Source organism: Bacillus thermozeamaize, from assembly GCA_002159075.1.
GTDB lineage: Bacteria > Bacillota > Bacilli > ZCTH02-B2 > ZCTH02-B2 > Bacillus_BB > Bacillus_BB thermozeamaize.
In genome coordinates this window covers 1-20,812 of the sequence record LZRT01000053.1, presented here as the reverse complement: position 1 = coordinate 20,812, position 20,812 = coordinate 1, and the positions used below count along the sequence as shown (strand labels likewise).

Annotated in this window: 25 protein-coding genes; 7 read left to right on the top strand and 18 right to left on the bottom strand. The window is 54.6% G+C overall.

All coding sequences use genetic code 11. The features are described 5' to 3' along the window. Nucleotides 1-33 precede the first annotated feature (33 nt). From BAA01_13440 to BAA01_13430, 3 genes are read right to left on the bottom strand one after another with little or no spacing between them, the layout of a single operon-like run. Entirely contained in the window at nt 34-1,815 is a 1,782-nt protein-coding gene (locus BAA01_13440; GenBank protein OUM89052.1) for a hypothetical protein, read from the bottom strand. Next, nucleotides 1,784-2,236, bottom strand: coding sequence for a hypothetical protein (locus BAA01_13435; protein OUM89051.1), 453 nt, complete (start codon nt 2,234-2,236; stop codon nt 1,784-1,786). The genes BAA01_13440 and BAA01_13435 overlap by 32 nt, the downstream gene beginning before the upstream one ends. Continuing rightward, nucleotides 2,226-2,492, bottom strand: a complete 267-nt coding sequence (locus tag BAA01_13430) for a hypothetical protein (GenBank protein OUM89050.1) — start codon at nt 2,490-2,492, stop codon at nt 2,226-2,228. Before BAA01_13430 ends, BAA01_13435 begins: the two co-directional genes overlap by 11 nt. Nucleotides 2,493-2,999: 507 nt before the next feature. Between BAA01_13430 and BAA01_13425 the strand changes: the two genes are divergently transcribed. Beyond that, nucleotides 3,000-3,569, top strand: coding sequence for a hypothetical protein (locus tag BAA01_13425; GenBank protein OUM89049.1), 570 nt, complete (start codon nt 3,000-3,002; stop codon nt 3,567-3,569). Nucleotides 3,570-3,718: 149 nt separating this feature from the next. Here the strand turns inward: BAA01_13425 and BAA01_13420 are convergent, their stop codons facing one another. The 7 genes from BAA01_13420 to BAA01_13390 are packed head-to-tail and all read right to left on the bottom strand — an operon-like array spanning nt 3,719 to nt 11,353. Beyond that, nucleotides 3,719-4,915 carry a hypothetical protein gene (locus tag BAA01_13420; GenBank protein ID OUM89048.1) on the bottom strand — a complete coding sequence of 399 codons (1,197 nt, stop codon included), beginning with the start codon at nt 4,913-4,915 and terminating at the stop codon, nt 3,719-3,721. Further along, nucleotides 4,915-5,589 carry a methionine ABC transporter ATP-binding protein gene (locus BAA01_13415; GenBank protein ID OUM89047.1) on the bottom strand — a complete coding sequence of 225 codons (675 nt, stop codon included), beginning with the start codon at nt 5,587-5,589 and terminating at the stop codon, nt 4,915-4,917. Before BAA01_13415 ends, BAA01_13420 begins: the two co-directional genes overlap by 1 nt. Then, a complete protein-coding gene (locus BAA01_13410; GenBank protein OUM89046.1) occupies nt 5,582-6,382 on the bottom strand; it encodes an ABC transporter in 801 nt (266 codons plus the stop codon). Before BAA01_13410 ends, BAA01_13415 begins: the two co-directional genes overlap by 8 nt. Nucleotides 6,383-6,406: 24 nt before the next feature. Continuing rightward, nucleotides 6,407-7,459 (bottom strand): dimethyl sulfone monooxygenase SfnG, encoded by a 1,053-nt coding sequence (locus tag BAA01_13405; GenBank protein ID OUM89045.1) that lies wholly within the window; start codon nt 7,457-7,459, stop codon nt 6,407-6,409. A 14-nt stretch (nt 7,460-7,473) separates the two neighbouring features. Beyond that, entirely contained in the window at nt 7,474-8,532 is a 1,059-nt protein-coding gene (locus BAA01_13400; GenBank protein ID OUM89044.1) for a luciferase, read from the bottom strand. Continuing rightward, nucleotides 8,529-9,929, bottom strand: a complete 1,401-nt coding sequence (locus tag BAA01_13395; protein ID OUM89043.1) for a hypothetical protein — start codon at nt 9,927-9,929, stop codon at nt 8,529-8,531. Before BAA01_13395 ends, BAA01_13400 begins: the two co-directional genes overlap by 4 nt. Next, nucleotides 9,926-11,353 carry a hypothetical protein gene (locus BAA01_13390; GenBank protein ID OUM89042.1) on the bottom strand — a complete coding sequence of 476 codons (1,428 nt, stop codon included), beginning with the start codon at nt 11,351-11,353 and terminating at the stop codon, nt 9,926-9,928. Before BAA01_13390 ends, BAA01_13395 begins: the two co-directional genes overlap by 4 nt. Before the next feature lie 376 nt (nt 11,354-11,729). On the opposite strand from BAA01_13390, the gene BAA01_13385 reads away from it, so the two are divergent. Further along, on the top strand, nt 11,730-12,569 hold the full coding sequence (locus tag BAA01_13385; protein ID OUM89041.1) for a hypothetical protein: 840 nt from the start codon (nt 11,730-11,732) through the stop codon (nt 12,567-12,569). Here the strand turns inward: BAA01_13385 and BAA01_13380 are convergent. Further along, nucleotides 12,554-12,826: a hypothetical protein gene (locus BAA01_13380; GenBank protein ID OUM89040.1), complete on the bottom strand. Its 273-nt coding sequence runs from the start codon at nt 12,824-12,826 to the stop codon at nt 12,554-12,556. The genes BAA01_13385 and BAA01_13380 overlap by 16 nt on opposite strands. A 93-nt stretch (nt 12,827-12,919) precedes the next feature. Beyond that, the gene (locus BAA01_13375) at nt 12,920-13,174 is read right to left on the bottom strand and encodes a hypothetical protein (protein OUM89039.1); all 255 of its coding nucleotides are present in this window, start codon (nt 13,172-13,174) and stop codon (nt 12,920-12,922) included. A gap of 31 nt (nt 13,175-13,205) precedes the next feature. On the opposite strand from BAA01_13375, the gene BAA01_13370 reads away from it, so the two are divergent. Then, nucleotides 13,206-13,658: a hypothetical protein gene (locus BAA01_13370; GenBank protein OUM89038.1), complete on the top strand. Its 453-nt coding sequence runs from the start codon at nt 13,206-13,208 to the stop codon at nt 13,656-13,658. A 114-nt stretch (nt 13,659-13,772) separates the two neighbouring features. Here the strand turns inward: BAA01_13370 and BAA01_13365 are convergent, their stop codons facing one another. The 3 genes from BAA01_13365 to BAA01_13355 form a co-directional block, all read right to left on the bottom strand. Beyond that, the gene (locus tag BAA01_13365) at nt 13,773-14,216 is read right to left on the bottom strand and encodes a hypothetical protein (protein ID OUM89037.1); all 444 of its coding nucleotides are present in this window, start codon (nt 14,214-14,216) and stop codon (nt 13,773-13,775) included. Nucleotides 14,217-14,269: 53 nt separating this feature from the next. Beyond that, nucleotides 14,270-16,300, bottom strand: coding sequence for a hypothetical protein (locus BAA01_13360; GenBank protein OUM89036.1), 2,031 nt, complete (start codon nt 16,298-16,300; stop codon nt 14,270-14,272). A gap of 76 nt (nt 16,301-16,376) precedes the next feature. Continuing rightward, entirely contained in the window at nt 16,377-17,096 is a 720-nt protein-coding gene (locus tag BAA01_13355; GenBank protein ID OUM89035.1) for a hypothetical protein, read from the bottom strand. Between the two features lie 197 nt (nt 17,097-17,293). On the opposite strand from BAA01_13355, the gene BAA01_13350 reads away from it, so the two are divergent. Beyond that, nucleotides 17,294-18,436 (top strand): hypothetical protein, encoded by a 1,143-nt coding sequence (locus tag BAA01_13350; protein OUM89034.1) that lies wholly within the window; start codon nt 17,294-17,296, stop codon nt 18,434-18,436. On the opposite strand, the gene BAA01_13345 is transcribed toward BAA01_13350, so the two are convergent. Continuing rightward, complete coding sequence (locus BAA01_13345) at nt 18,433-18,645, bottom strand: hypothetical protein (protein ID OUM89033.1); 213 nt, start codon at nt 18,643-18,645, stop codon at nt 18,433-18,435. The genes BAA01_13350 and BAA01_13345 overlap by 4 nt on opposite strands. A 107-nt stretch (nt 18,646-18,752) precedes the next feature. After that, entirely contained in the window at nt 18,753-19,145 is a 393-nt protein-coding gene (locus BAA01_13340) for a nuclease (GenBank protein ID OUM89062.1), read from the bottom strand. Between the two features lie 280 nt (nt 19,146-19,425). Here BAA01_13340 and BAA01_13335 point away from each other — a divergent pair, with 280 nt between their 5' ends. Continuing rightward, nucleotides 19,426-19,725: a hypothetical protein gene (locus BAA01_13335; protein OUM89032.1), complete on the top strand. Its 300-nt coding sequence runs from the start codon at nt 19,426-19,428 to the stop codon at nt 19,723-19,725. Further along, on the top strand, nt 19,725-20,009 hold the full coding sequence (locus BAA01_13330) for a hypothetical protein (GenBank protein ID OUM89031.1): 285 nt from the start codon (nt 19,725-19,727) through the stop codon (nt 20,007-20,009). Before BAA01_13335 ends, BAA01_13330 begins: the two co-directional genes overlap by 1 nt. A gap of 9 nt (nt 20,010-20,018) precedes the next feature. Here the strand turns inward: BAA01_13330 and BAA01_13325 are convergent, their stop codons facing one another. Further along, complete coding sequence (locus BAA01_13325) at nt 20,019-20,222, bottom strand: hypothetical protein (GenBank protein OUM89030.1); 204 nt, start codon at nt 20,220-20,222, stop codon at nt 20,019-20,021. Between the two features lie 53 nt (nt 20,223-20,275). On the opposite strand from BAA01_13325, the gene BAA01_13320 reads away from it, so the two are divergent. Beyond that, nucleotides 20,276-20,701, top strand: a complete 426-nt coding sequence (locus BAA01_13320) for a hypothetical protein (protein ID OUM89029.1) — start codon at nt 20,276-20,278, stop codon at nt 20,699-20,701. Nucleotides 20,702-20,812: the final 111 nt, after the last annotated feature.

Below are 20,812 nucleotides of genomic sequence, written 5' to 3'. Positions count from 1 at the left end.
AGCGCAATTATAACTAGAAACATAAATTGTGCATTATGCGTATTGACTTTCCAGTTTTTTGTAGTAATTTCTCATCCACGCTTCTATTGCCAACAGGATATAAAAATTGTTTGTTACTTCTAGGCCATTTCTCCACTTGGCAAGCTGATCGATCCACTTTTCTTTGGATATTAAGCAGAGTTCCTCAACAACGAAGGTATTTTCAATTAATTTGGAAATATATTCCCAATTTTCCCTTATACTTTTGCAAGTAAATTGAACATGGGTTGTCTTATTGACGTTATTTACGATTTGAGGGATCAAATCTTCATGAAATGCAGCTCTTAAAATGGGTTTGGAGAATAGCGGGTCATAGATGTATTCCACAGGAAGATGGTAAACAAACTCAATTAGTTGTCTGTCCAGAAACGGATGTTTTACACTGCAGCCAAACATTGCCCCGATAACCCTATCAAGAAAAATCCTGGTTCTAGTGCCCTGCAGTTGAAGATAAATTTCCTTTTTGTAATAATCTCTAATATGGTTAACTTTACGACTAAACTGGCGATAATGATGTGATTGTCTGTTATAAAAATCAGCTGTGACATCCGCATGTATGACATACTTTTTCAAATTTGCAAGCGCAGATGTGTTGGTATAAATCGAATGGTTGGTCAATGCTTGTATTGCTCGCTTTACATTCCACTTACGAAGCAGATCCCTAATTGAATACACGGATCCCGTCAACAAATGGTCACCGGCAAAACCGCTCAAAACATTGGTAAAGCCTTCTTGAGACGCTTGCTGTATTAGCAGATATGAAAATTCAAACGTCAAACTGCTTACGGCAGGTTCATATGAAAAAGGAATGTTATATGGAAAGCCTTTAAAATGAAGATAATTATCCATTTTGACATAAGAACCTGAAGTTTTATGTTTCCGCAAAAGTTCTTCGATTAATTCGTGTTCGTCGCAATGTTGAAATCGATCAAAAACTGCACTAAATGGCTTGAGTTCAATATCCTGAATTTTTTTTGCCGTCACGAAGATGGATGACGAGTCCAGTCCGCCGCTCAATAACACCGCATTCCTCTTGCTTTTGCTGACTCTTCTGGATACAGCCTGCTCGAAAATTTCTCTGAATTTCTCAATGTAATTGTATGGATCCTTGTATCTGACCGGTTCTGGAACCTCTCTCAAGTCCCAGTATCTCAAATTAGTCTCCATTACGCCTTTGAGACAAATGATGCTCGCCGCGGGTACTCGAAACACATGGTAATAAGGTGTTTTTGACGTGTCCAAAAATCCACCGCTGTCCAGAAAATCTTGAAAATATCCGTAATCAATTCGGGAGAAATCAAAATATTTTTTCAACAAAAACAGGTCGCTTGCAATAAAATATCCCATGCTGCTTTTGGTCCAAAATAATGTTTTTACCCCCAAATGATCCCGAATCAAAAACGTTGCTTTTTCTTTGAAATCCATCAACACAAATGAAAATTCACCCGCAATATATTTCACACCCTGTATGCCATATTTTCGATAGAGAGCCTTGACAATAATTTCAGGAGCCCAATTATTTTCTTGTACGTCCGGCAATTTTCCGACAAGTTCCGTAATATTGTGAATTTCAATATCTCCGATAATCCCAATTTCATCATCTAGATAGATATTGTATTCCGGTTCAGTAGCAGCGATGGAATAAAAGCCGCAAGCATGTTCCCCAACTGTCGTGTATGCATTCGGAAAATTCAGTTCATTGCGAATAATGTGTTGAATATCCGGTTTGGTGTTCAACCGATAATTATCCGTCACGAAAATCAAGAACCATTTCATTTCTTTCACCTTTGTACTGATTCGAACTTAAAACGATTTTATAAAGTTTATCATCCTCCTCATTGATAAGACTCTTGCCCTCATATCTAATCCACGCATGTGCGGAAAAAGGAAATTTCCTGATCCCGACAACCATTTCCAGGGCAAGACGATAACGTGAAGACAGCAATTTATAGCCAAGTAACGTTTTATGAATGCAATCGGCTTTACGCAGATACCAAGCACATACTACATTCAGGAAATGCAGGTCCCTCATTACGTTACCTATAATTGATTCATCGAGGTGCCTGTTTCCTGCCTTTCCGTATTTCCTGGAATATAGCTCAAACATATATGAAAACCCTTTTTTATTTAAAAAAATATCAAATAAAGCCAATTGACAATATAAGTAAATAAATTTCAGCACATTTCTAATTTTCAATTTTTACTAACCCCTTGCTTTTCAATTTCTCCAAAAATTCGATGACATCAGATTTAACTTGATCTACGGAGACACCAAATTTGTTCGATATTTGTGTGACAGTATGATCCAAACTGAAACCACGGCTTAAATAGTTCCATATTTGGGACCCTATATAATCCAGTGTGTAAAATTTATTGTGCAACATGTCGATTAAGATATACTCATGATCCTCGACATACTCGACTATGTTTTTTTTGTTCAAAGTGATTTTCATAGCCCCACCGATTGTATCCGCTTTCTATAAAAATTAGATCCAATTTCAGTTTTGCTGCCTTATTCATGAACAAAGGTTGATAACTCGTTCTAAAACAACTATAGCTAATTCAGCAGTTCTATTGCATCCCCCAAATGGGTTATTTTTAATTATATGGTTTTTCTTTGTTTGACTTCACTTGTTGGAACATATAATCTAATATATGGTATTACAGCTTAGTTCTGGGTGGTTTCGGTGGAAGCTTTTTTCTCCTCTCAAGAGAACTTGGATTTTGCAATGTATTGTTTGCGCTTATCTGACATTCAAGAGTCCTTAATCAAACAATGGCGGGGGATTTTCCGACGATCAAAAATTGATTGCAACACTCGAAGACTTCCATATCGTTGGAACATTGATCCTCATCATACAGTTTACAATTGCCTGTTAGAAATCATCCGGGAAGAAATTTCGGCACATCATCTAAACACATCTTCATCCCATGTATTTATCGTTACAGATGAAAACGGTGTGGTTCTTGAAACATTCGGAAAAGAGTCGCTCCTACAACGTATGGAGGAAATGAATTTGGGGAAAGGGACCTCATTAGATTTAAAATATTCAGGAATCAACGGTGTTTCACTTGCGAAGGAATTGAAACGTCCCGTGATCGTCAGAGGAGATGAACATGACCTTGCGTTGTTTTCAGGCTGGACTTGCATCTGCACGCCTATTGTGGACAATGACGGCAATGTTGCGTATCTGGATTTGTCTTTCCATTACAATGCCGATATCACTTTCGCTATTCCTTTCCTGAAGCTACTATCCAATAAGATCCAGGAAAAGCTTTGCTCAACAAAAAAATATTTTTCGTTTAATTCAAATTCTAAAATCAGCAATCTTTTCGACGCTTTTCGACTTACCCCCCGTGAAAAAGAGATTGCCACTCTTTGGTTGCATAATAAAACGTACACCGAAATTGCTTCCGAACTGTTCCTGTCAAGTGAAACTGTTCGATGCTATATAAAAAAAATACATCAAAAGACCGGAGCAAAAAACAAAGCTGATTTCATAAAAAAAATCACTATACTAAGTTCTTAATCCGTCGTTTTTCTGGACGGTTATAACCAGCCTGCCGTCACTGTGGGAAATAAGTCTGATGCGCTCCGAGAAATAGACGAGGGGTGTCCGGAAGATTGGACACCCCTGCGCCGATCGTCCAAACAGTCAGCGTCGCTTCGTTATGCCATTCAATAGTAACCGTTGATCGGCAATTCCGCGCCGTTGACCACATAATGGCCGATATCCTTCAGCTTGTACGCGACCGGGTTGTGCGAGGCAATCGTGCGGATATTGCGCCAATGGCGGTCCAGCTGGAGGCTTCCCCTCGTCGCGGACGCGCCGCCGACTTCAAACAGCAGGGTGGCCGCCCTGAGGGCCATCGGCTCTCCGATCACTTTGACGCAGGCGGTTTTCAAAGCCGCTTCATGCCGGGCCTGATGCGTGCCCTGCAGCAGCGCCTCATCCAGCGCCCGCGCGGCCTCGCGAATCAGCGCCCGCAGCGTGAAGGCCGTCGCCTGAATTTCGCCGATCGTCTGCAGCAGCAGAGGATCTTCATGCGCCGCTTTGGACGCGCCGTGCGTGAACGTCCGCCTGCGTCCCTTGAGCAGCTTCACGCCGTCCTCGACGATCGCCTCCACGATCCCCGCGATGACCGCCTGCAGATAAAGCTGGCGGAACGGCACATAGCCCAGTTCTTCCCGCTTCAGTTCAACGGTCTCGTGCCGTTTCACCGGCGTGTTCGTAAACGTCGTCGTTCCGCTCGCCGTGAGCTGCTGGCCGAAGCCGTCCCAGTCGTCATAAATTTTCACGCCTTCGCGGTTCGTCGGAATAAAGCTGACAAACAGCTTGCCGCCCTCACCGGCCGAGATGACGGACACCCAATCCGCATACAGCGTGCCCGTCGTGTAATATTTCGTGCCGTTCAGCACGTAGTCGTCTCCCGCTTGGCTCAGCATCGTTTCATACTGCTTCGAGCCCTGCGGGCGGGCGGAGATTTCCGTCGTCGCGTTGCCGACCAGATCGCCCCGCGCCACAATTTGCAGGCGGCGCGTCCTTTCCGCGCTCGGCGGCTCCGCCAGCGTATCCTCGACAAAGATGAAATGCGAGCGCAGCGCATGCGCCACATCCGGATCGGCCTTGGCCAATTGCACGACCGCATCGAACAGCTCGACGTTCGTCACGCCGGCTCCCCCGAGTTCCTTCGGCAGACGAATGGCGCCGAAACGGGCTTCCCGGATCAACCGGAACGCCTTGTGCGGCAGCAGGCGCCCGCCGCTGCGGCGGCGCGTCTCCGCGTCTTCCGCGATGGCCCGGATCAACGCCCGGAACGCGTCCGAATGAATGTCGATCGGCGCCGTCTCCTGTGCGGTTTTCGTCATGCCCATCACTCCTGGAAGTGGCGGCGGTCCAGCTTCCTCGCAATCCAGCTTCCCGTCATTTGCACGAGCTGAACGAGGAGCACCAGAAGCAGCACCATGAAGATCATGACATCGGTCTGGAAGCGGTAATAACCGTAACGGATCGCCAAATCGCCGATGCCGCCGCCGCCGACGATGCCGGCCATCGCCGAATAGGAAATGAAGCTGACGGCCGTCACGGTCAAGGCCAGCACGAGGCCGGAACGCGCTTCATTCAGCAGCACATCCTTGATGATGTAACGCTTCGGCGCCCCGAGGGCGATGGCGGCCTCAATCGTGCCGTGCGGCACATCCTTGAGCGCCTGCTCCACCAGGCGCGCAAAATACGGAATCGCCGCGATCGACAGCGGCACGGACGCCGCCAGCGGACCGACGGTGGTTCCGGCAACCAGGCGCGTGAACGGGATCAACACGACGAGCAGAATGATGAAGGGAAACGAACGGATCAGGTTGATCGCGTAATTCAGGATCCGGTTGACCCACCGGTTCGGCGAAATGGATCCTTTGTCCGTCATGAACACGTATACGCCCAGGGTCGTTCCGAACAGCACGGCCGCGGACAGGGATATCCCCACCATCATGAACGTCTGGATGACGCTTTGTTTGATCTCCGGCAGGAGCAACATGATGTTGTCAAACATGCACCAAATCCCCCAGACGAACGGCATCCGGCCTGCGCCCGCTTTCCCGCCCGCGATGCTCGATCAGCCGTTTCCCGATGGCGGTCACGGCGTCCGTAACTTCCGCAGGCGACCCGGCCAGATTCAACTCCTCCTGAATGTTGCCTTTTTCCATGACCGCGACACGGTGGCACAACGCGCGGACCACTTCCATCTCATGCGTGACGATGACGAGCGTAACGCCGAATTGCTCGTTGATCGATTTCAGAAACTGCAGGATGTTCTCCGTCGTCTGCGGATCGAGGGCGGACGTCGGCTCGTCGCACAGCAGCACCTTCGGATTCAGGACGAGCGCGCGGGCGATGGCCACGCGCTGTTTCTGCCCGCCGCTCAGCTGCGCCGGATAATGGTGCACCTTGTCGCCCAATTCCACGATGTCCAGAATCTCGCGGATGCGTTTCGCCCGTTCCGGCTTCGGAACTCCCGCCGCCTTCAGCGCAAATTCGACGTTGCCGTATACGGTCTTGTTGAGCAGCAGATTGAAATGTTGGAAAATCATTCCGATCTCGTGGCGCTTCTTCTGCAGCGATTTGCGGTCCAGGGAAGTGAGCTCGACGCCGTCGAACCACACTTCGCCCGTCGTCGGCGTCTCGATCAGGTTGATCATCCGGAGCAGCGTGGATTTTCCTGCGCCGCTGTAGCCGATGATGCCGAAGATTTCCCCCTTCCGGATCGCGAGCGTTGTCGGCCGCACCGCTTCGAACGCTCCGGATTTCGTCCTGTATACTTTGCTGATGTTCTTCAAATGAATCATCCCGGCCCTCCTCTCCCCCGGATTTCAGCTCGCCCGAATGTTGGCGGCGTTCACCAACGGTTCCACCCGTTCGAAGAAGAGCGGCAGTTCCCTCAGCGGATGGCGGAACGCGAGCAGCACCTGATCCACGCCGGCGGCTTCCAGTTCGCGCAGTTTGTTCGCCACTTGCTCGTAGCTGCCGATCAGTCCCGTGCGGAAACCTTCGTTGTTCGCGACATAGTCGCTCACGGTCACGGCGTTTTTCCACATTCCCCTCGCATCCTTGCTCGCCTTGAACCGGGCGATTGCTTCCTCGTCCGCATTTGCGATGATGGCTTCATATTCGGCCAGCGCTTCTTCTTCGGTTTCCCGCGCGATCACGAAGGCCGCGACCGCGTATTGCAGCGTCCGGTTTTCCCGCCGTGCCAGCTCCCTCACCGTCCCGATCTGCCGCTCGAGCTCCCCGAGCGGCGCGCCGTTCATGAAATAGACATCCGAATGTTTCGCCGCGACCCGCTGCGACGGTTCGGAGTTGCCGCCCTGATAGATCGCCGGATACGGCTTCTGCACGGGCTTGGGATGCAGCGAGCCGCCGCGGATGTTGTAATATTTCCCTTGAAAGGTAAACTCGTCCCGCGTCCAGAGCCCCTTCACGACCTGCAAATACTCCTCCGACCGGCGATAGCGCTCGCTGTGCTCGATCCACTCGATGCCGAACTTCTCCTGTTCCTCTCTGAACCATCCGCTCACCAGATTGATGTGGAAGCGGCCGTTCGATATCACATCCAGCGTCGCGCCGATCTTCGCCAGCGTCACCGGATGAAGGAAACCCGGCAATACCGCCGCGAGCAGCCTCACCCGCGACGTGTGTCCGGCCACCGCGCCGACAACCGCGAGCGGATCCAGCTGCCCGGCCGACCCGCCGCTTCCGCCGATGCGCCCCACGTAGCGAACGGGATAAAGAATGCCGTGCACGCCAATCCGGTCCGCGAGTTTGGCCAGCTCGATGTTGTACGCCATGTCGCTCCGCGTTTCCTGATCCCCCCTGGCGCGCAGAAATCCGCCTCCGACATTCGCGCCCCATGTCAGAAATTTCATCTTCCCCGCCTCTTTCACACGGTGATTTTCGCAAATCTGGGAAGAACGTCGTCTCCGAACCGCAAGGCTTCTTCCGCATGCGGATAGCCCGACAGAATGAAATGCGTGACGCCCGCGTCGATATAGTCTTGCAGCGCTTCCTCAATCTGGTCCGGCGTGCCGACCAGGGCCGTGCCCGCGCCCTTGCGGATTTTCCCGATCCCCGTCCAGGTGCATTTGTCAAACCGCTCGCCCTGACGGACCAGCTCCGTGATGCGCCGCTGCGCCACCGAATCCGTCTCTTCGAAGACGCGGTCCATTTTTCTCCGGACGTCCTCGTCGATCCGGCTGATCAGGCGGTAGGCCGCGTCCCAGGCCTCCCGCTCCGTGTCGCGTACCACGACGTGCAGGCGGACGCCGAATTCCGGCGCGCGGTCGTATCGGGCGGCGCGCGACCGGACATCCTCGATCTGCGCCTTCACCTGGGCGACCGGTTCGCCCCATTGCAGGTAAACATCCGCATACCGCGCCGCAATCTCCTTCGCGATATCCGAGGAGCCGCCGAAATAGATCGGGATGCGGCCGGGTTGATGCAGCGGGGGCACCAGCTGCGCGTCCCGGACTTCGAAGAAGCGGCCTTTGTGGCTGAACGTCTCGCCCGTCCAGCACTTCAGAATGACGTCCAGAAACTCTCTCGTCCGCTCGTAGCGCTCGTCATGGTCCAGAAAATCGCCGTCCTGGCCGAGCTCCTTCGGCGATCCGCCCGTCACGACGTTGACCAGCAGGCGCCCCTTCGTGAACCGGTCGAACGTCGCGGACAGCTTGGCCGCCACGGTCGGCGCGATGAAGCCCGGACGGAACGCGACCAGCGGCTTGATTCGCCGCGTGTGCTGCGCGATCGCGAATCCGACCAGCCAGGAATCGAGGTACGGAATGCCCGTCGGAACCAGCATGCCTTCAAATCCCGCCCGTTCCGCCGCCTGCGCCACCTCGATCAAATATTCCTGCGTGGGCTCGCGCTGCGGTCTGGCCAGTCCCAGAAATTCTCCGTCGCCGTTCGTCGGCGCGAACCAGTAGAAATGGACGTTGCTCATCGGTTTTCCTCCCGCAAAATCGAAAGTGCAAACTCCACATAGGCTTGCCGCTTCGGATGCTGGTTGTAATAACTGGCGAAATTGCGAACCGGATCTCCCGCATAGAACCGTTCATACAGCTCGTGCCGGGAACCGAGGGAGCTGCCGGCGAAATCCCATGCCAGCTTGTTCAGCAGCGTCCGCCTCGTGCCGTCGAACCCGTCCGACGCGGCAAAATATTCGCGCCACTCCGGATGGACATCCAGCTCTTTCAATGATGCGGGGGCCTGAAGCAAGCCGGACGCCCCGATCCGGTGGATCGCCGCAATGCCTTCGGCATAGAAGCGCGTCCCCAGGTTGCGCGCCGTCCCCAGATACAGCCGGTTCGGGATGAACACCCCGTTGTGCCAATCGCCCGTCTGCTGCGCCGTCCCGAGCAGCGCCTCGATCGTCTCCACCTGCAGGATCAGGTTCGCCAGATCGTTCCGGACGTGCAGAAATCCGGTTACATCCGCGCTCTTCGCGAGCCCGTACGCAATCGCCGCCACGCTCCTCAGCTTGCTGATCAGGCGGACGACCGTCTGATGCTGGCTGAGGGCCACGGCCACCGGGTCCGTATGCAGCTTCCACGCCGCCTCGGGATCCTCCGCCACGAGCACCAGGTCCCAGGGAATGAGCGCATCTTCAAAAATCAGCACCGCGTCCATCTCGTCATACCGCGCGCTCAGCGGGGCATGCACCGCGTCGTCGCTCGCGAACGATTCCCGGCAGACGATATGCACCCCCGGCAGGTTGGCCGGAATGATGAACACGTTGGCGAGCGCCCGCTGCGCTTCGCTCCGTTTGTAGAACGACGTGATGATAAACTCATCCACATAAGGCGCGGCTGTCGCGACGGTCTTCGCCCCGCGCACGATCACCCCTTCTGCCGTCTTCTTCACCACGCGAAGCTGGCCGGCGTCCACCTCGACGCTCGAGCGGCTCCGGTTCCGCTGCAAATCCTGCGCCGCCGCGGTCGACAGGAGATCGCGGTCCCGGGAATTCCGGTACATCCGCTCCATCTTCGCTTCAAAATGCGGGATCACCGTGTCCAGCTCCTTGCGGTTCGCGTACCATCCCGTCTCGATCTCCCGCGAATATTCCGAGAGCCGGCTCATCATCCCGAATGTCGCGTCCGCCCAGATTTGGTAAGCCCTCGCCTTGCACCGCAAATCATCCAGCGAGGTCGGCACCAGGAACGAAAGATGCGCCCCGTCGCGGGTCAACTCCCGCTTCCAGGCACCCCTCTGCATCTCCAGCAGCTTTCCAATGGTCTCCACGGTACCGCGGAACGCGTGATGTTCCGCAATGCGGGTCACGAGCTCGCCGCCATACCATACCCTGCGCCCGTCCTGCAGCCGTTCCTTCCAATCCGTCATACCGTCACGCCCCGCCTTGCTTCGGCCGTCAGATGATCCAGAAAGGCGTCCAGCCGTTCTTCAAGCCACGTCTTGTCATACTGCTCGAAAAACAAAGACTGATTGCGCAGCGGATCTCCCGTGTAAAACCGTTCATACAGATCATGCCTGCCGCCGAGCTCGCTGCCGATCAGCTCCCAGCCGAGCCTGAACCAGGCGGTCTTCTCCCCGGCGGAAGCCGCCGCCCCCGCATAATAGCGATGCAGCAACGTCCTGATCCGCTCGTCTTCGAAACGGTCGATGAGGGTGGACGGCAGCTGCGTATAGCCGCCCGCTCCGATCTCCTTCAGAATGGCCATGGCCCGGGCGTACGCCTGCGTGCCCAGATGGCGCGCCGCCTGCAGCGGCACCGCCTTCGGCTTGTAGACGCCGCCTTCGACCGTTCCTTCCATCTCCGCCGCGTGCAGCAAGGCGTCGACCGTATCGGCCAGCATGTAAAGCTCGCCCAGTTTCTGTTGCACATGCAGAAACGCATCCACCGCGATGCTCTGCGCGATGGCGGTCGCGAGTCCCGCGACAAACTTCAATTTCGTCGCCAGGCGCACGACCGTCTGATGATGCGCCAGTGCGTTCAACTGCTGGTGGCGATGCGCCGCCGTCGCTCCCTGCGCATGCCCGCGGATCAAGATCCGCTCCTCCGGAATGAACACATGGTCGAAAATGATCACCGCGTCCATCTCGTCGAACCGGCTTGCGAGAGGATATAACGCGCGGTCCGTCTCCGCGTGGCTTTTGCGGCAAATGATTTCGAGACCGGGCGAATCCGCCGCGACGATGAACAGATTCGCGTATTGTTCCTGGCCGTCTTCCCGGTCGTACGGCGTATTCACGATGATGTCGTCTACGTACGGCGCGCCGGTGGCAATCATTTTCGCCCCGCAGACCACCACGCCGTCCGGCCGCTCCTCCACCACCCGGAGCAATTCATGCCCCGAGCGCTCGGCAATCGGCTTCGAACGGTCGATCTGGGGATCGGCGATCGCGGTCGTCACCAGGCGCCGCTCGCGCTTGACCCGCTCGATATAATGCGCGATCTTCTCCGAGAACCCGGCGTCGTACCGGCTGAACCGTTCCCGGTCGATGTAGTAGCCCGTGATGACCGAATAGGCGTAATCCGACAAGCGGCTCATCATGCCGTATGTCGCGCGGGCCCAGGTCTCGTACGCTTTCCTTTTCTCCAGCAGCTCTTCCCGCGTCCGCGGAATCAGAAACGCCTTGTGCACCATCCGCCCGACGGATTCGTCATAATAGCCGACCCGATCGTCATCGATCAGCGCGACGAGCTGCCGGATCGTCCCGAACGTCCCGCGAAACGCGGGATGTTCCTCCGGCTGCTCCACTTTCCTGCCGTCAAGCCAGATGCTGCGGGAGCCCTTCGTTGGCACGGCACGGCCTCCTTCCGGAAAACAAAAAAGCTCCAGACATATCGCCGGGATATGCATGGAGCTTTGGTGGTCCAATCGCTTTGCTTTGCAGTTGTGCCCTTTATGATAGCAAATAAATCTGATTTGTCAAGTATGAATTATGAGATTTATTTTCCGGAATGGTATTGTCAAATGATCGGCGGGTTGCTACAATCATGTTCGAATATTTTTATATTCCAATCTGTTTACTTTGCTTTCGACCGGATCACCGGAGACATGTCTATTTGTCCGGCAAATAGATGTGTCTCTTTTTTGTTGCGGCAAAACAAGAGACCGACTTGCAGGACAAAAGACATTTCGAAACGCTGATCAAGTCTGCTCGAGGAGGAACAAGTGCATGAAAAAAATGGCATCCGTTGTCCTGACGGTGCTGGCCGCCCTGCTGATCTCATCCTGCGGCACATCCGACGCCCGCAAGGCGTCCGACCCCGACAAAACCAAAGTGATCCGCATCGGATTTTCTCCCGGTCCCTACAGCGACCAGGTGCGCAAGGGAATTGAGCCGCAATTGAAGGAAAAGGGTTATACCATCGAAATCATCGAATTTACGAACATCAATGAAATCAATTTCGCCCTCGCGGAAGGCTCGCTGGATGCGAACATCTTCCAGCATACGGCCTATTTCGAAAACTTCATAAAAGAAAACAAACTGGATTTGGTCGAAACGATCAAGGTCCCGACGGCTCCCATGGGCATTTATTCGGACCGATATGACGATCTCAACCTGGATCCCGACAAAAAATACACCGTGCTCATTCCCAACGATCCGCCCAACATTGCGCGCGCGCTGCGGATTCTGCAGGAAGCCGGGTTTCTCACCCTGAAACCCGATTACGAACCGCTGACGGTCAGCCTGCATGACATCGAAAGTTACAATGCCAAAATCGAGTTCGTCGAGGTGGAACAGGCCCAGCTGGCGCGCCTGATCGGCGACGTTGACTATGCGCTTGTGAACGGAAATTATATTTTGGCATCGGGCCGCAAACTCTCCGACAGCCTGTTCCTTGAAGACCCGCCGTTCGAATATCAGAACCTGATCGCCGTTCGCCGGGAGGACCAGGACAAGCCATTTGTAAAAGACCTGATCGCGGCGTACCAGACCGAGGAATTCCAGCGGCTGATCGAAACCGACCCGCAGTTCGAAGGCTTCTGGCATCCGCCTTACTTCAGGAAGTAACTGGCCACCGCCATGCCGGCGGCGCACAACAGGCCGCACACCGCGGGCTCGATGCCCGGGATCCTCGTCATCCTGTATAAGAAGCTGTTCAGACGGAGCATGCCGTTCAGCCCGAAGATGCAGATGAACGCAAGCGCGGCGAACAGGGGAATCAGCTTCAGGATCAGGGTGATCAGGTTCCGGCTGAACCGCGAAAGGACGAACGCCAGGGAAGCCGCGCCAAGACAGATCCCATAGATCAGTCCGGCATAAAGCATCACATACTGCCCGTATGTTACGCCGAACCAGAAAATGAAAAACCGGCCGATCGTCGCATCTCCGGGAAAAAAATTTTCGCCAACCGTCCCGCTTCACATGAAAAGGCCCCATTCCGGAGTCCGGATGCGGCCATATGCGTGTTGCGCGGTCGTCAAGCCTTCCTCCAGCTTCATTGAAAATGCGGCCATAACGCGAAGGTAGTTTGTGGTTATGTTAAAATCAATTTGGAAATGTGCAGCTGCACCATTTGCGAAATCTCCGACCTTCGGGGGCATCGTCCGAATGAAAACTTCGATGGCAAAGTGGATGATTGCCATTCTTCTCGCCGGCATGATCACTTCCTGCACGAATGGAGCCCAATCGGAACCGCCCGTTCCCTTGCCGGACGGCGCCGAAACGACGGCTGGTCGGCACCCTTCAGGTCCGGAACAGGCATTTCCCGACGACTTGCCTCGGGACAGCACAATCGAAGAACAATTGGCACGAAAAGAGCAATTTTGGGATTGGGCGAAGGCAAACGGAAGGATCCATCCTGCTTCAGGGGAAGAGACGAAAGGGACTGACCTTGTGATTGCGGACAAGAAAATCACGCTGCCGGACGATGCCTATGTGAAAGCATACATCGTGGCCGTCATCCCGTCGGGACAAGGGGATGATGTTTCACGGCATCTGCCGTATTACGTGATTGCACGTGGAAACTCCACGATCGCGATTTCCGCCAACACCGGCTATGTACTCAACCTGAACCTGGATGCGTCCGATCACAAACCGTTTGACTTTCTCAAGGAAGCCGTCAACGGTTATCTGGATGGCGTGAGCAGACTGGAGTAAAAAAGCAGCTCCAAAAGGACGGCCGGGCCGCCCGCGTCGCTCAACATGCGCGGACCGCACCCGGCCGCTTTCGGCTTTGCTTGCACCACGTCCACCCGGATTTTGATGACGGATTTACGACATGCCGCATCGATGGACGTGCGCCGCTTCCTCCGGGTTCCACCTTTCCACGATCAAGCTCCAGATTTCGTCCGTTTCCTTGAGATTTTCCGGTCCGGACCACGTCAACAGATTCCGGTATTTTTGCAATTCCGTTCGAATATCGGCCGCATTGGCGATGATTCGCCCTTCGCAGGAGTTGATCGCAAACGGCTGGTGGTCCCGTTCGAACTGCATCGCCTGCCTGACGAACCGCCGCAGGCTTTCCATCGTCCACCAGACGGAGTCCAGGACACCCGTTTCATGATGGGCGGATTTGTAGCTTTTTTTCAGAATTTGCGTGCTTGTCAGCACCTTGCTGATGCTCGCGTTCAGGTCCGGCCAGATGATCGCTTCCGCACCGGCGTCGTCTCCGAGGCTGTTGAAACCCAAAAAAATCGCGTATATCCCGGGTTTCACACGGGATATACGCGATTTTCTTCATGTCCGGCTCCGGTTTGCCCGCCGGTCCTTCACCCGAACACCAATTCCACCGCTTCGTCACCGGTCAGCTCGAACGGCCCGGGCGTGACGTCCGCGTCCGGCCTCCGGTTCCCGAAGAAGTCCGCGTCCAGCCTGAGCGGCGTGCCGTCCGGGTTCTCGAACTTCATCGCGGCGTGATAGGTGCTCCCGAGCAGGTCGGTGGTGACCACCATGGGCGAGGCGCCGCGGATCCGTTCGGGTTCGGTGATCCGGACGCGCACCTTGCCCTGCGAAGGATCCCTCTCGATCTCGACGCCACGCTGCTCATGCGTCTTCGCGCCGGGCTCATGGCGCCCCGGAACCGCGCCGCCCAGATACAGGTTGCCGCCCATCGCCACCGGAAGCGCGGCGTTGCCGGCAAAGATTTGCTTCTTCTCGGCGTCTTCGAGCTGCGCAAACTCCTCCTTCGTGTATTCCCACCACGGTTTGTCCTTCACGTCCGGATGTTCGTCGTAGCTTCCCAGTCCCACCGGATGCAGCCAGCAGACGGAATCCTCCGGCACCCCGTCCATCACGGGCTTCCCGTCCTTCGTCTTCCTCTCCCGCGGCTTGAGCGGCAGATGCTCGAAGAAGGTGATCGGGACCGGTTCCCGCTCCCCGCCGTCCCCCAGGAAGACGTTGTTGTAGTACCGGTCGTCGCCCCCGGCAATCTTCGCATAGCCCGCCACGGCCGTCTCATGGGGGAAATGGTACGGCGTCGTGCGGGAGAGCTCGCTCTGGACCACGAACCGGCCCGCGAACAGGTTGTGGACGAACGCGCCGCCCTGCGACATGTTCCGGAAATTCATCGGCGACAGGAACAGATTGTGGTCCACCAGATACGGACCGTGGCACACCTCGACGAACAGGTCCTCGGACAGGTTGTCGAAGAACACGTTGCGGCTGACGCGGGTGCCCTGCGCCTGCCAGTCCAGCCACAATCCGCGGTAGCAGCTGTAGATGATGTTATCGGTAATCTGCGTGTCCAGCGCGGCGTGCAGCTTGATGCCCGCCACTTCGGCGCCGTGCCGGAGCCGCTTGTGGTGGATGTTGTAGATGCGGTTGCCGTAGATCCGGCTGAACGCGCCGCCCATGTGGCCCACGATGCCGGCCTGCTCGCAATCGTGGATCACATTGTTGCGGACGATGTGGCCGCCCACCCGGTCCTTGTGCCAACCGCCTTCATGCAGCGCCCGGAAGATCACTTCCTGCTCGCGCTGCGTGCCGCCCTTCGTGAACTTCCCGTTCACCCTGGCATGGCCGGTCCCGATCGGCGTGCCCAGGCTGATGCCGACGCACTTCGATTCGCAGATGACGTTGTTTTCGATGATCCAGCCCTTGCTCCAGTGGGGGCCGATCAGGCCTTCCTGGAAGGCGGTCGGCGGCGCCCACTGGGGAGCGGCCTGGCGCAGCGTGAACCCGCTCACCGTGATGTAGTCGACGCCCGGCTTCTCGGGGAAGAAGCAGTGCGGGCGAACGCTGATCTCGACGTTCTCCTCGCGGGGATCTTTTCCGCCGAAATTGGCCCAGATCTTCGTCGTGACCGGTCCGACTTCGGCGTACCACTTCATCAACGAATCTTCGGGATATTTCGCGTCGGGCCAGACTTCGGGCTTGAACACCTTCTCCACGCTTTCGCACTCGTACAGGGACTTGCCGTCCAGATAGACGTCGCCGAGATGCACCGGGAAAGCGCCGTCGAACAGCCAGTCACCGGCCAGTTCCACCTCGAACGGATTCCGGACGGAGAAAAGGGTGTTGGGCACTTCCGTGCTCCAGACGTTGTCACCCTCGTATTTCCAGTCGGTAATCCGCTCGGCTCCCGTGATGACGACCTCCCCGTCACCCGCGGATTTGTAGACGATCCGGTGCTCCTCCGTCCCGCCATGGGCCGGACGCACCCATTCCCGATAAACACCCGCATGCACGATGACCGTGTCGCCGGCCACGGCCAGGGACGCGGCGCGCGAGATGGTGCGGAAGGGTTCATCGGCCGTACCCCTGGCCCGGTCGTCTCCTGTCACGGACACATGATATTCCATGAAATCCCTCCTCCCGCCGCCATTATAACGCATTCATCCAACGCTTGGCATGAGGCACCCGATTTCCGCCTTCGGGTCAATCGTCCTGCCGTTCCAGAAACGTCCGGATTTCATCATCGACCACGCGGGTATGCCACGGGTGGAAATATACGCTCTGCCCGTCATCTTCTAGATAATAGGCGTACGCCAACGGACCGTCCGTGCAGAAGACCATCATGTATACGTCAGGATCCCCGTTGGTTCGATCGGGAGTAAAAACGGTCTTGTCTTCGCCGCCGTCCAGCAAGGCGATAAACCGGCGGACCTCTTCTCCGGTCAGCGTGCGGAACGGCTGCATATCCCGATCCTTGAACAACCGGATGCGCTCCACCTGCTGTTTGGGCATATCCGGATAACGCTGCGGGATCGTCTTGGAAAATGTCTCTTCCGCATAAAGACGGAATCCGCCGATTTTCCCCTCATCCCGGGCGGCAATCACTTCATCGGGTCCGAATCCTTCCACGCCGTACAGCCTCGTGCCTTCGGCCAAATAAGCCGCATCTCCGTTTTTGGGTCGGTAATGCGGGTTGGTCACGACGCCGTCGAGTTTGAATTTCACGGTTCCGACCACCTGATCGGTGACAAGGTCCGGATCCTTGATGACCTGGTGGTAGAGACCCACGTACGTTTTGCCGTCGAGCTTGACGAAATCGATCCAATCGATGATGGCGTTGCCCTCGATCGGATTGCTGATATGCGAACATCCCCCCATGGCCACGGCCAGGGCCGTCAGCAGCAGGATGAACCGTCCGTTCATCGCGGTCACCACCTCAAGATTCAGACGTTTGCCGCACGGTTGCGGTTGCGGTTTATTGGCGAAAGGGGTGGGGGCTTGCCAAATTTTTTCTGAACGCATACACCGTTCGACAAAAAGTTCGGACGTGGTTCGTTATAATGAACAACGCAACGATGTTTCCGGCATTCTTGATTCTTTTCGCAAGGGAGAAATGTAGCATGAGACTACATTTTCTGGACAGCGGCCGGGCATTGGCCAGTTTTCTCGGGCTCGTCTATCATTCCGCATTGATCTTTGTCAACGTCGACTGGCTGGTCAACGCGCCGGAAACCCACACCGCGCCGGCATTGCGAGTTTACACGGACTACATCAATCTGTTCCGCATGCCCCTGTTTATGTTCATCTCCGGCTACTTTGCCGCGTACGCGGTAAGAAAGTACAACCTGAAGAATTTCACCGTGCGAAGATTGACCCGCCTGGGCATCCCGTTTGTCACGACGCTGCTGACGTTCTCCTTCATCGAAAAAATATACACCTACAAATATTGGGGCGGCGATATCAGCTTCCTGCCGAACACCGTCATCCCCTGGAGCCGGTACTTTCAGATGTCGCATCTGTGGTTTCTGCACTATGCGCTGGTGTTCTCGTTTGTCCTGTATTTCGGCCTGATGCTCAAAAAACGCTTCCCGCTCAAGCTGTTCGACCGGTTCCGGCTGGGGGGAAAATATACGGATGTCCTGTTCCTGGCCGGCATCTTCGGAATCTTCGGTTTTTGCGGGATGCTGTTCCTCGTCACCCGTTTCGACCATCAGCTTGTCTCGTTCCTGACGTTCGGCTCCTACTTTCCGTACTTCATGCTGGGAGCTCTCGCTTTCCTGCGCCGGGACGAGCTGCACGGCAAATTCTTCGAACTCTCCCGCAAGCGATTCGTTGTCCTGTTCATCCTGCTGATCATCAGCTATATGCTGGAGGCCCGGTTTAAAGGCATCGTGCCCAACACCAACACGCTGCTCGAAACGCTTCCGCGGTATTTCTCCCTGATCCTGGTGCTGGGGCTCTTGTACCGGTTCCTCAACAAACCGAACCGCATGCTGACCTATATGTCCGAATCCTCCTATACGGTCTATCTGCTGCATCAACCGTTGATCGTCATGGTCGGCTACTACTATGTCCAACACTTTGTGCTGCCAAGCCCGCTGCTCGGTTACTTGCTGGTGCTGGCGGTTTCGACCATGTTGACGTACGCCCTGGATTATCTGCTGGTCCGGAGCAACCGATGGGGCAAATTCCTGTTCACCGGAGCCCTGCCGGTCAAGCGCAAGGCGGGCGTCGCGGTGCAGCAAAGCGCCGTGTCGAATTAACGGAGACGGGTGGTCCGACAGCCGGTGTTCGCCGGCTTTCCGGACCGCCCGCGGTTTGCCGGCATCCTTGACCAATAAAAAATGGATGCATATCCCGGCACCAGTCGCCATCGAGAAACACGCTGTTGTTCAATTTTCTCCTCATCGCCTGGCAAGTTGCGGTTTTTCCGCCCCCCATCGTACCGCCAATCAGAAAAAGATTGTTTCATAACCAATGCTTGATTCCCGCTCCTTTGGTTCCCGTCTGCTTTGTTGTCTCCGTATGCGTTGTGCGGTGACCTGTCCCACCCTCTGTCCTCCTCGCCCATGCCCATTTTCATTCTTTATCGCAGCAGGGAACGAAAAACAGATGCGCGGGACACCTGCAATCGGAGGAACCGAAACCGCGGACCGGTATGCTCCCGTTGTTTTCCTTGATCAATCTCCGGAAAAGTCCGCATTCTCCTTCATCGCCCGGAAACGTCTCAATCTCCACCAGTTGAAGATAGGGGCGCAAGTAATCAAAATGCCAGCGTCGCTTTTTCTCAAGCTGAATATGCCTTTCGATTCTGGATTGCAGATTTCTTTTTGCGCTCCCGACATACACGTACAGTCCTTTCCGAAAAGAAAAGGACCCCAATTTGCCAATGGAAATATCCCCGTGATCTTCCGTCATCAGCGCCTTGATCGCATAGAGGGTATGCCCATCTTGCAATCGGATCGGAAACATACGTTTCATTTGCTAATTCATTCCCCTGCAAGCTCAAGAATTAATTACCAAACATGAAGCTTTTCCATAGCATCTGGCTTTTAGCGCCGGCAGCGCATCGGGCTCCATGGTGAACTTGGCATCCCGAATCCCGGGCCCACACAAGATCCCGGTTTTCCATGTCACGGGAAGAATCGGAATGACGATCTTGAATATTAATTTAAATAAAATAAAGTTTAGTTGAATTTTATTAAACATAATGTTAATATCTAATTGATGGCGTGAAAGGAGGAGGGTCCATATAGCCGCTCATCCCGTTCCAAACTGGATATTGGCATTGGACAACGAGGACCTGGAATTTATCAAAAATTTCGTTCTCCATTCAGGCTCACTGAAAGAAATCGCAAAACTTTACAAAGTCTCATATCCAACCGTCCGGCTGAGACTTGACCGTCTGATTGAGAAAATCAAAATCAATGATTCGACGGAAAATGAGGAATTTGTCAAGTTCATCAAACGTTTGGCGATTGATGATCGAATCAGCATGGAAGATGCAAAATTGATTATTGAAAAATATAAAAGTGAAAGGAGCAAGCAGTAATGGATTTCGGTTTCGATCGCGTTTTGATTGCCGCCGGCGTTTTGGCCGTTCAATTTTTTTTCTCGACAAGGAACCGCGCATATTGGGGGGCCGTCATTCCTGTTGCATACGCTGCATGCTTGACCTGGATGTTTGCGAACCACCGGATTGAAAGTGCGATGCAATATGTTTTGGTTCTTCTGACCGGACTTCTGTTTCTGTTTGGGGAATGGCGAAGCGGCCGGATCTATTATCACAAGAAAAGAAACAAAGAACTGAATAAAATGAGAGCCTCCGATCTGTAATACGGACTTTCACCACATGGAGGACGCCCGTGCCGGGCATGCCCAAATTGAAAGCTGCCTCGTTCCGGGCAGCCCCAGACTGTCGACTGCCCGGTCGGCAGTCTTTTTATTTTGGACAAACAATCCAGCGCTCAAGGCATCAAGCACAAAAAACCCCGGAACTTCTGGCACCTCGGCATAAAATTCAGAAATAAAACGCAAATGAAATGACATTGCCAGTAAGATTAAATAACAAAAATCATGCCCTTCCTGGAAAAGGGGGCGGGATGAGGGTGCGTTTTTTTTCGGCGCTGGTGCTATGCATGGTGATGTTGGCGTCCTGTTCGAAACCTTCGTCCGTTCCGGCGGATGAACCGGGCGCAGCGGCGGGAACAAAAGGAACGACGGACGGAGCCGGCGACAAACCGCGGGTCGCCTTCGTCTACATCGGGGTCCCCGGAGACGGCGGATGGACGTACCAGCACGATTTGGCCCGGCAGGCGGTCGAAGAAACGTTCGGCATCCGGGCGACCGTCATGGAAAACGTCCCCGACAATGCGGACGCGGAGCGGGTGTTTACGGAACTCGCCATGAACCATGACATTATTTTCGGCACAAGCTTCGGTTATATGGACGCGATGTACAATGTAGCCCGAAAGTTTCCCGACGTCGTGTTTTTGCACAGCACGGGTTACAAAGTTGAGTCCGTATAATTGTGTAAAAATGCTATACTCCCAAAAATAAGGGGAGCCATATTCAAATCCCTCAGTTAGAATGGTGGTGTCGAAACAACATTCTTCAGGAGGAGATCGAATATGGCTCAA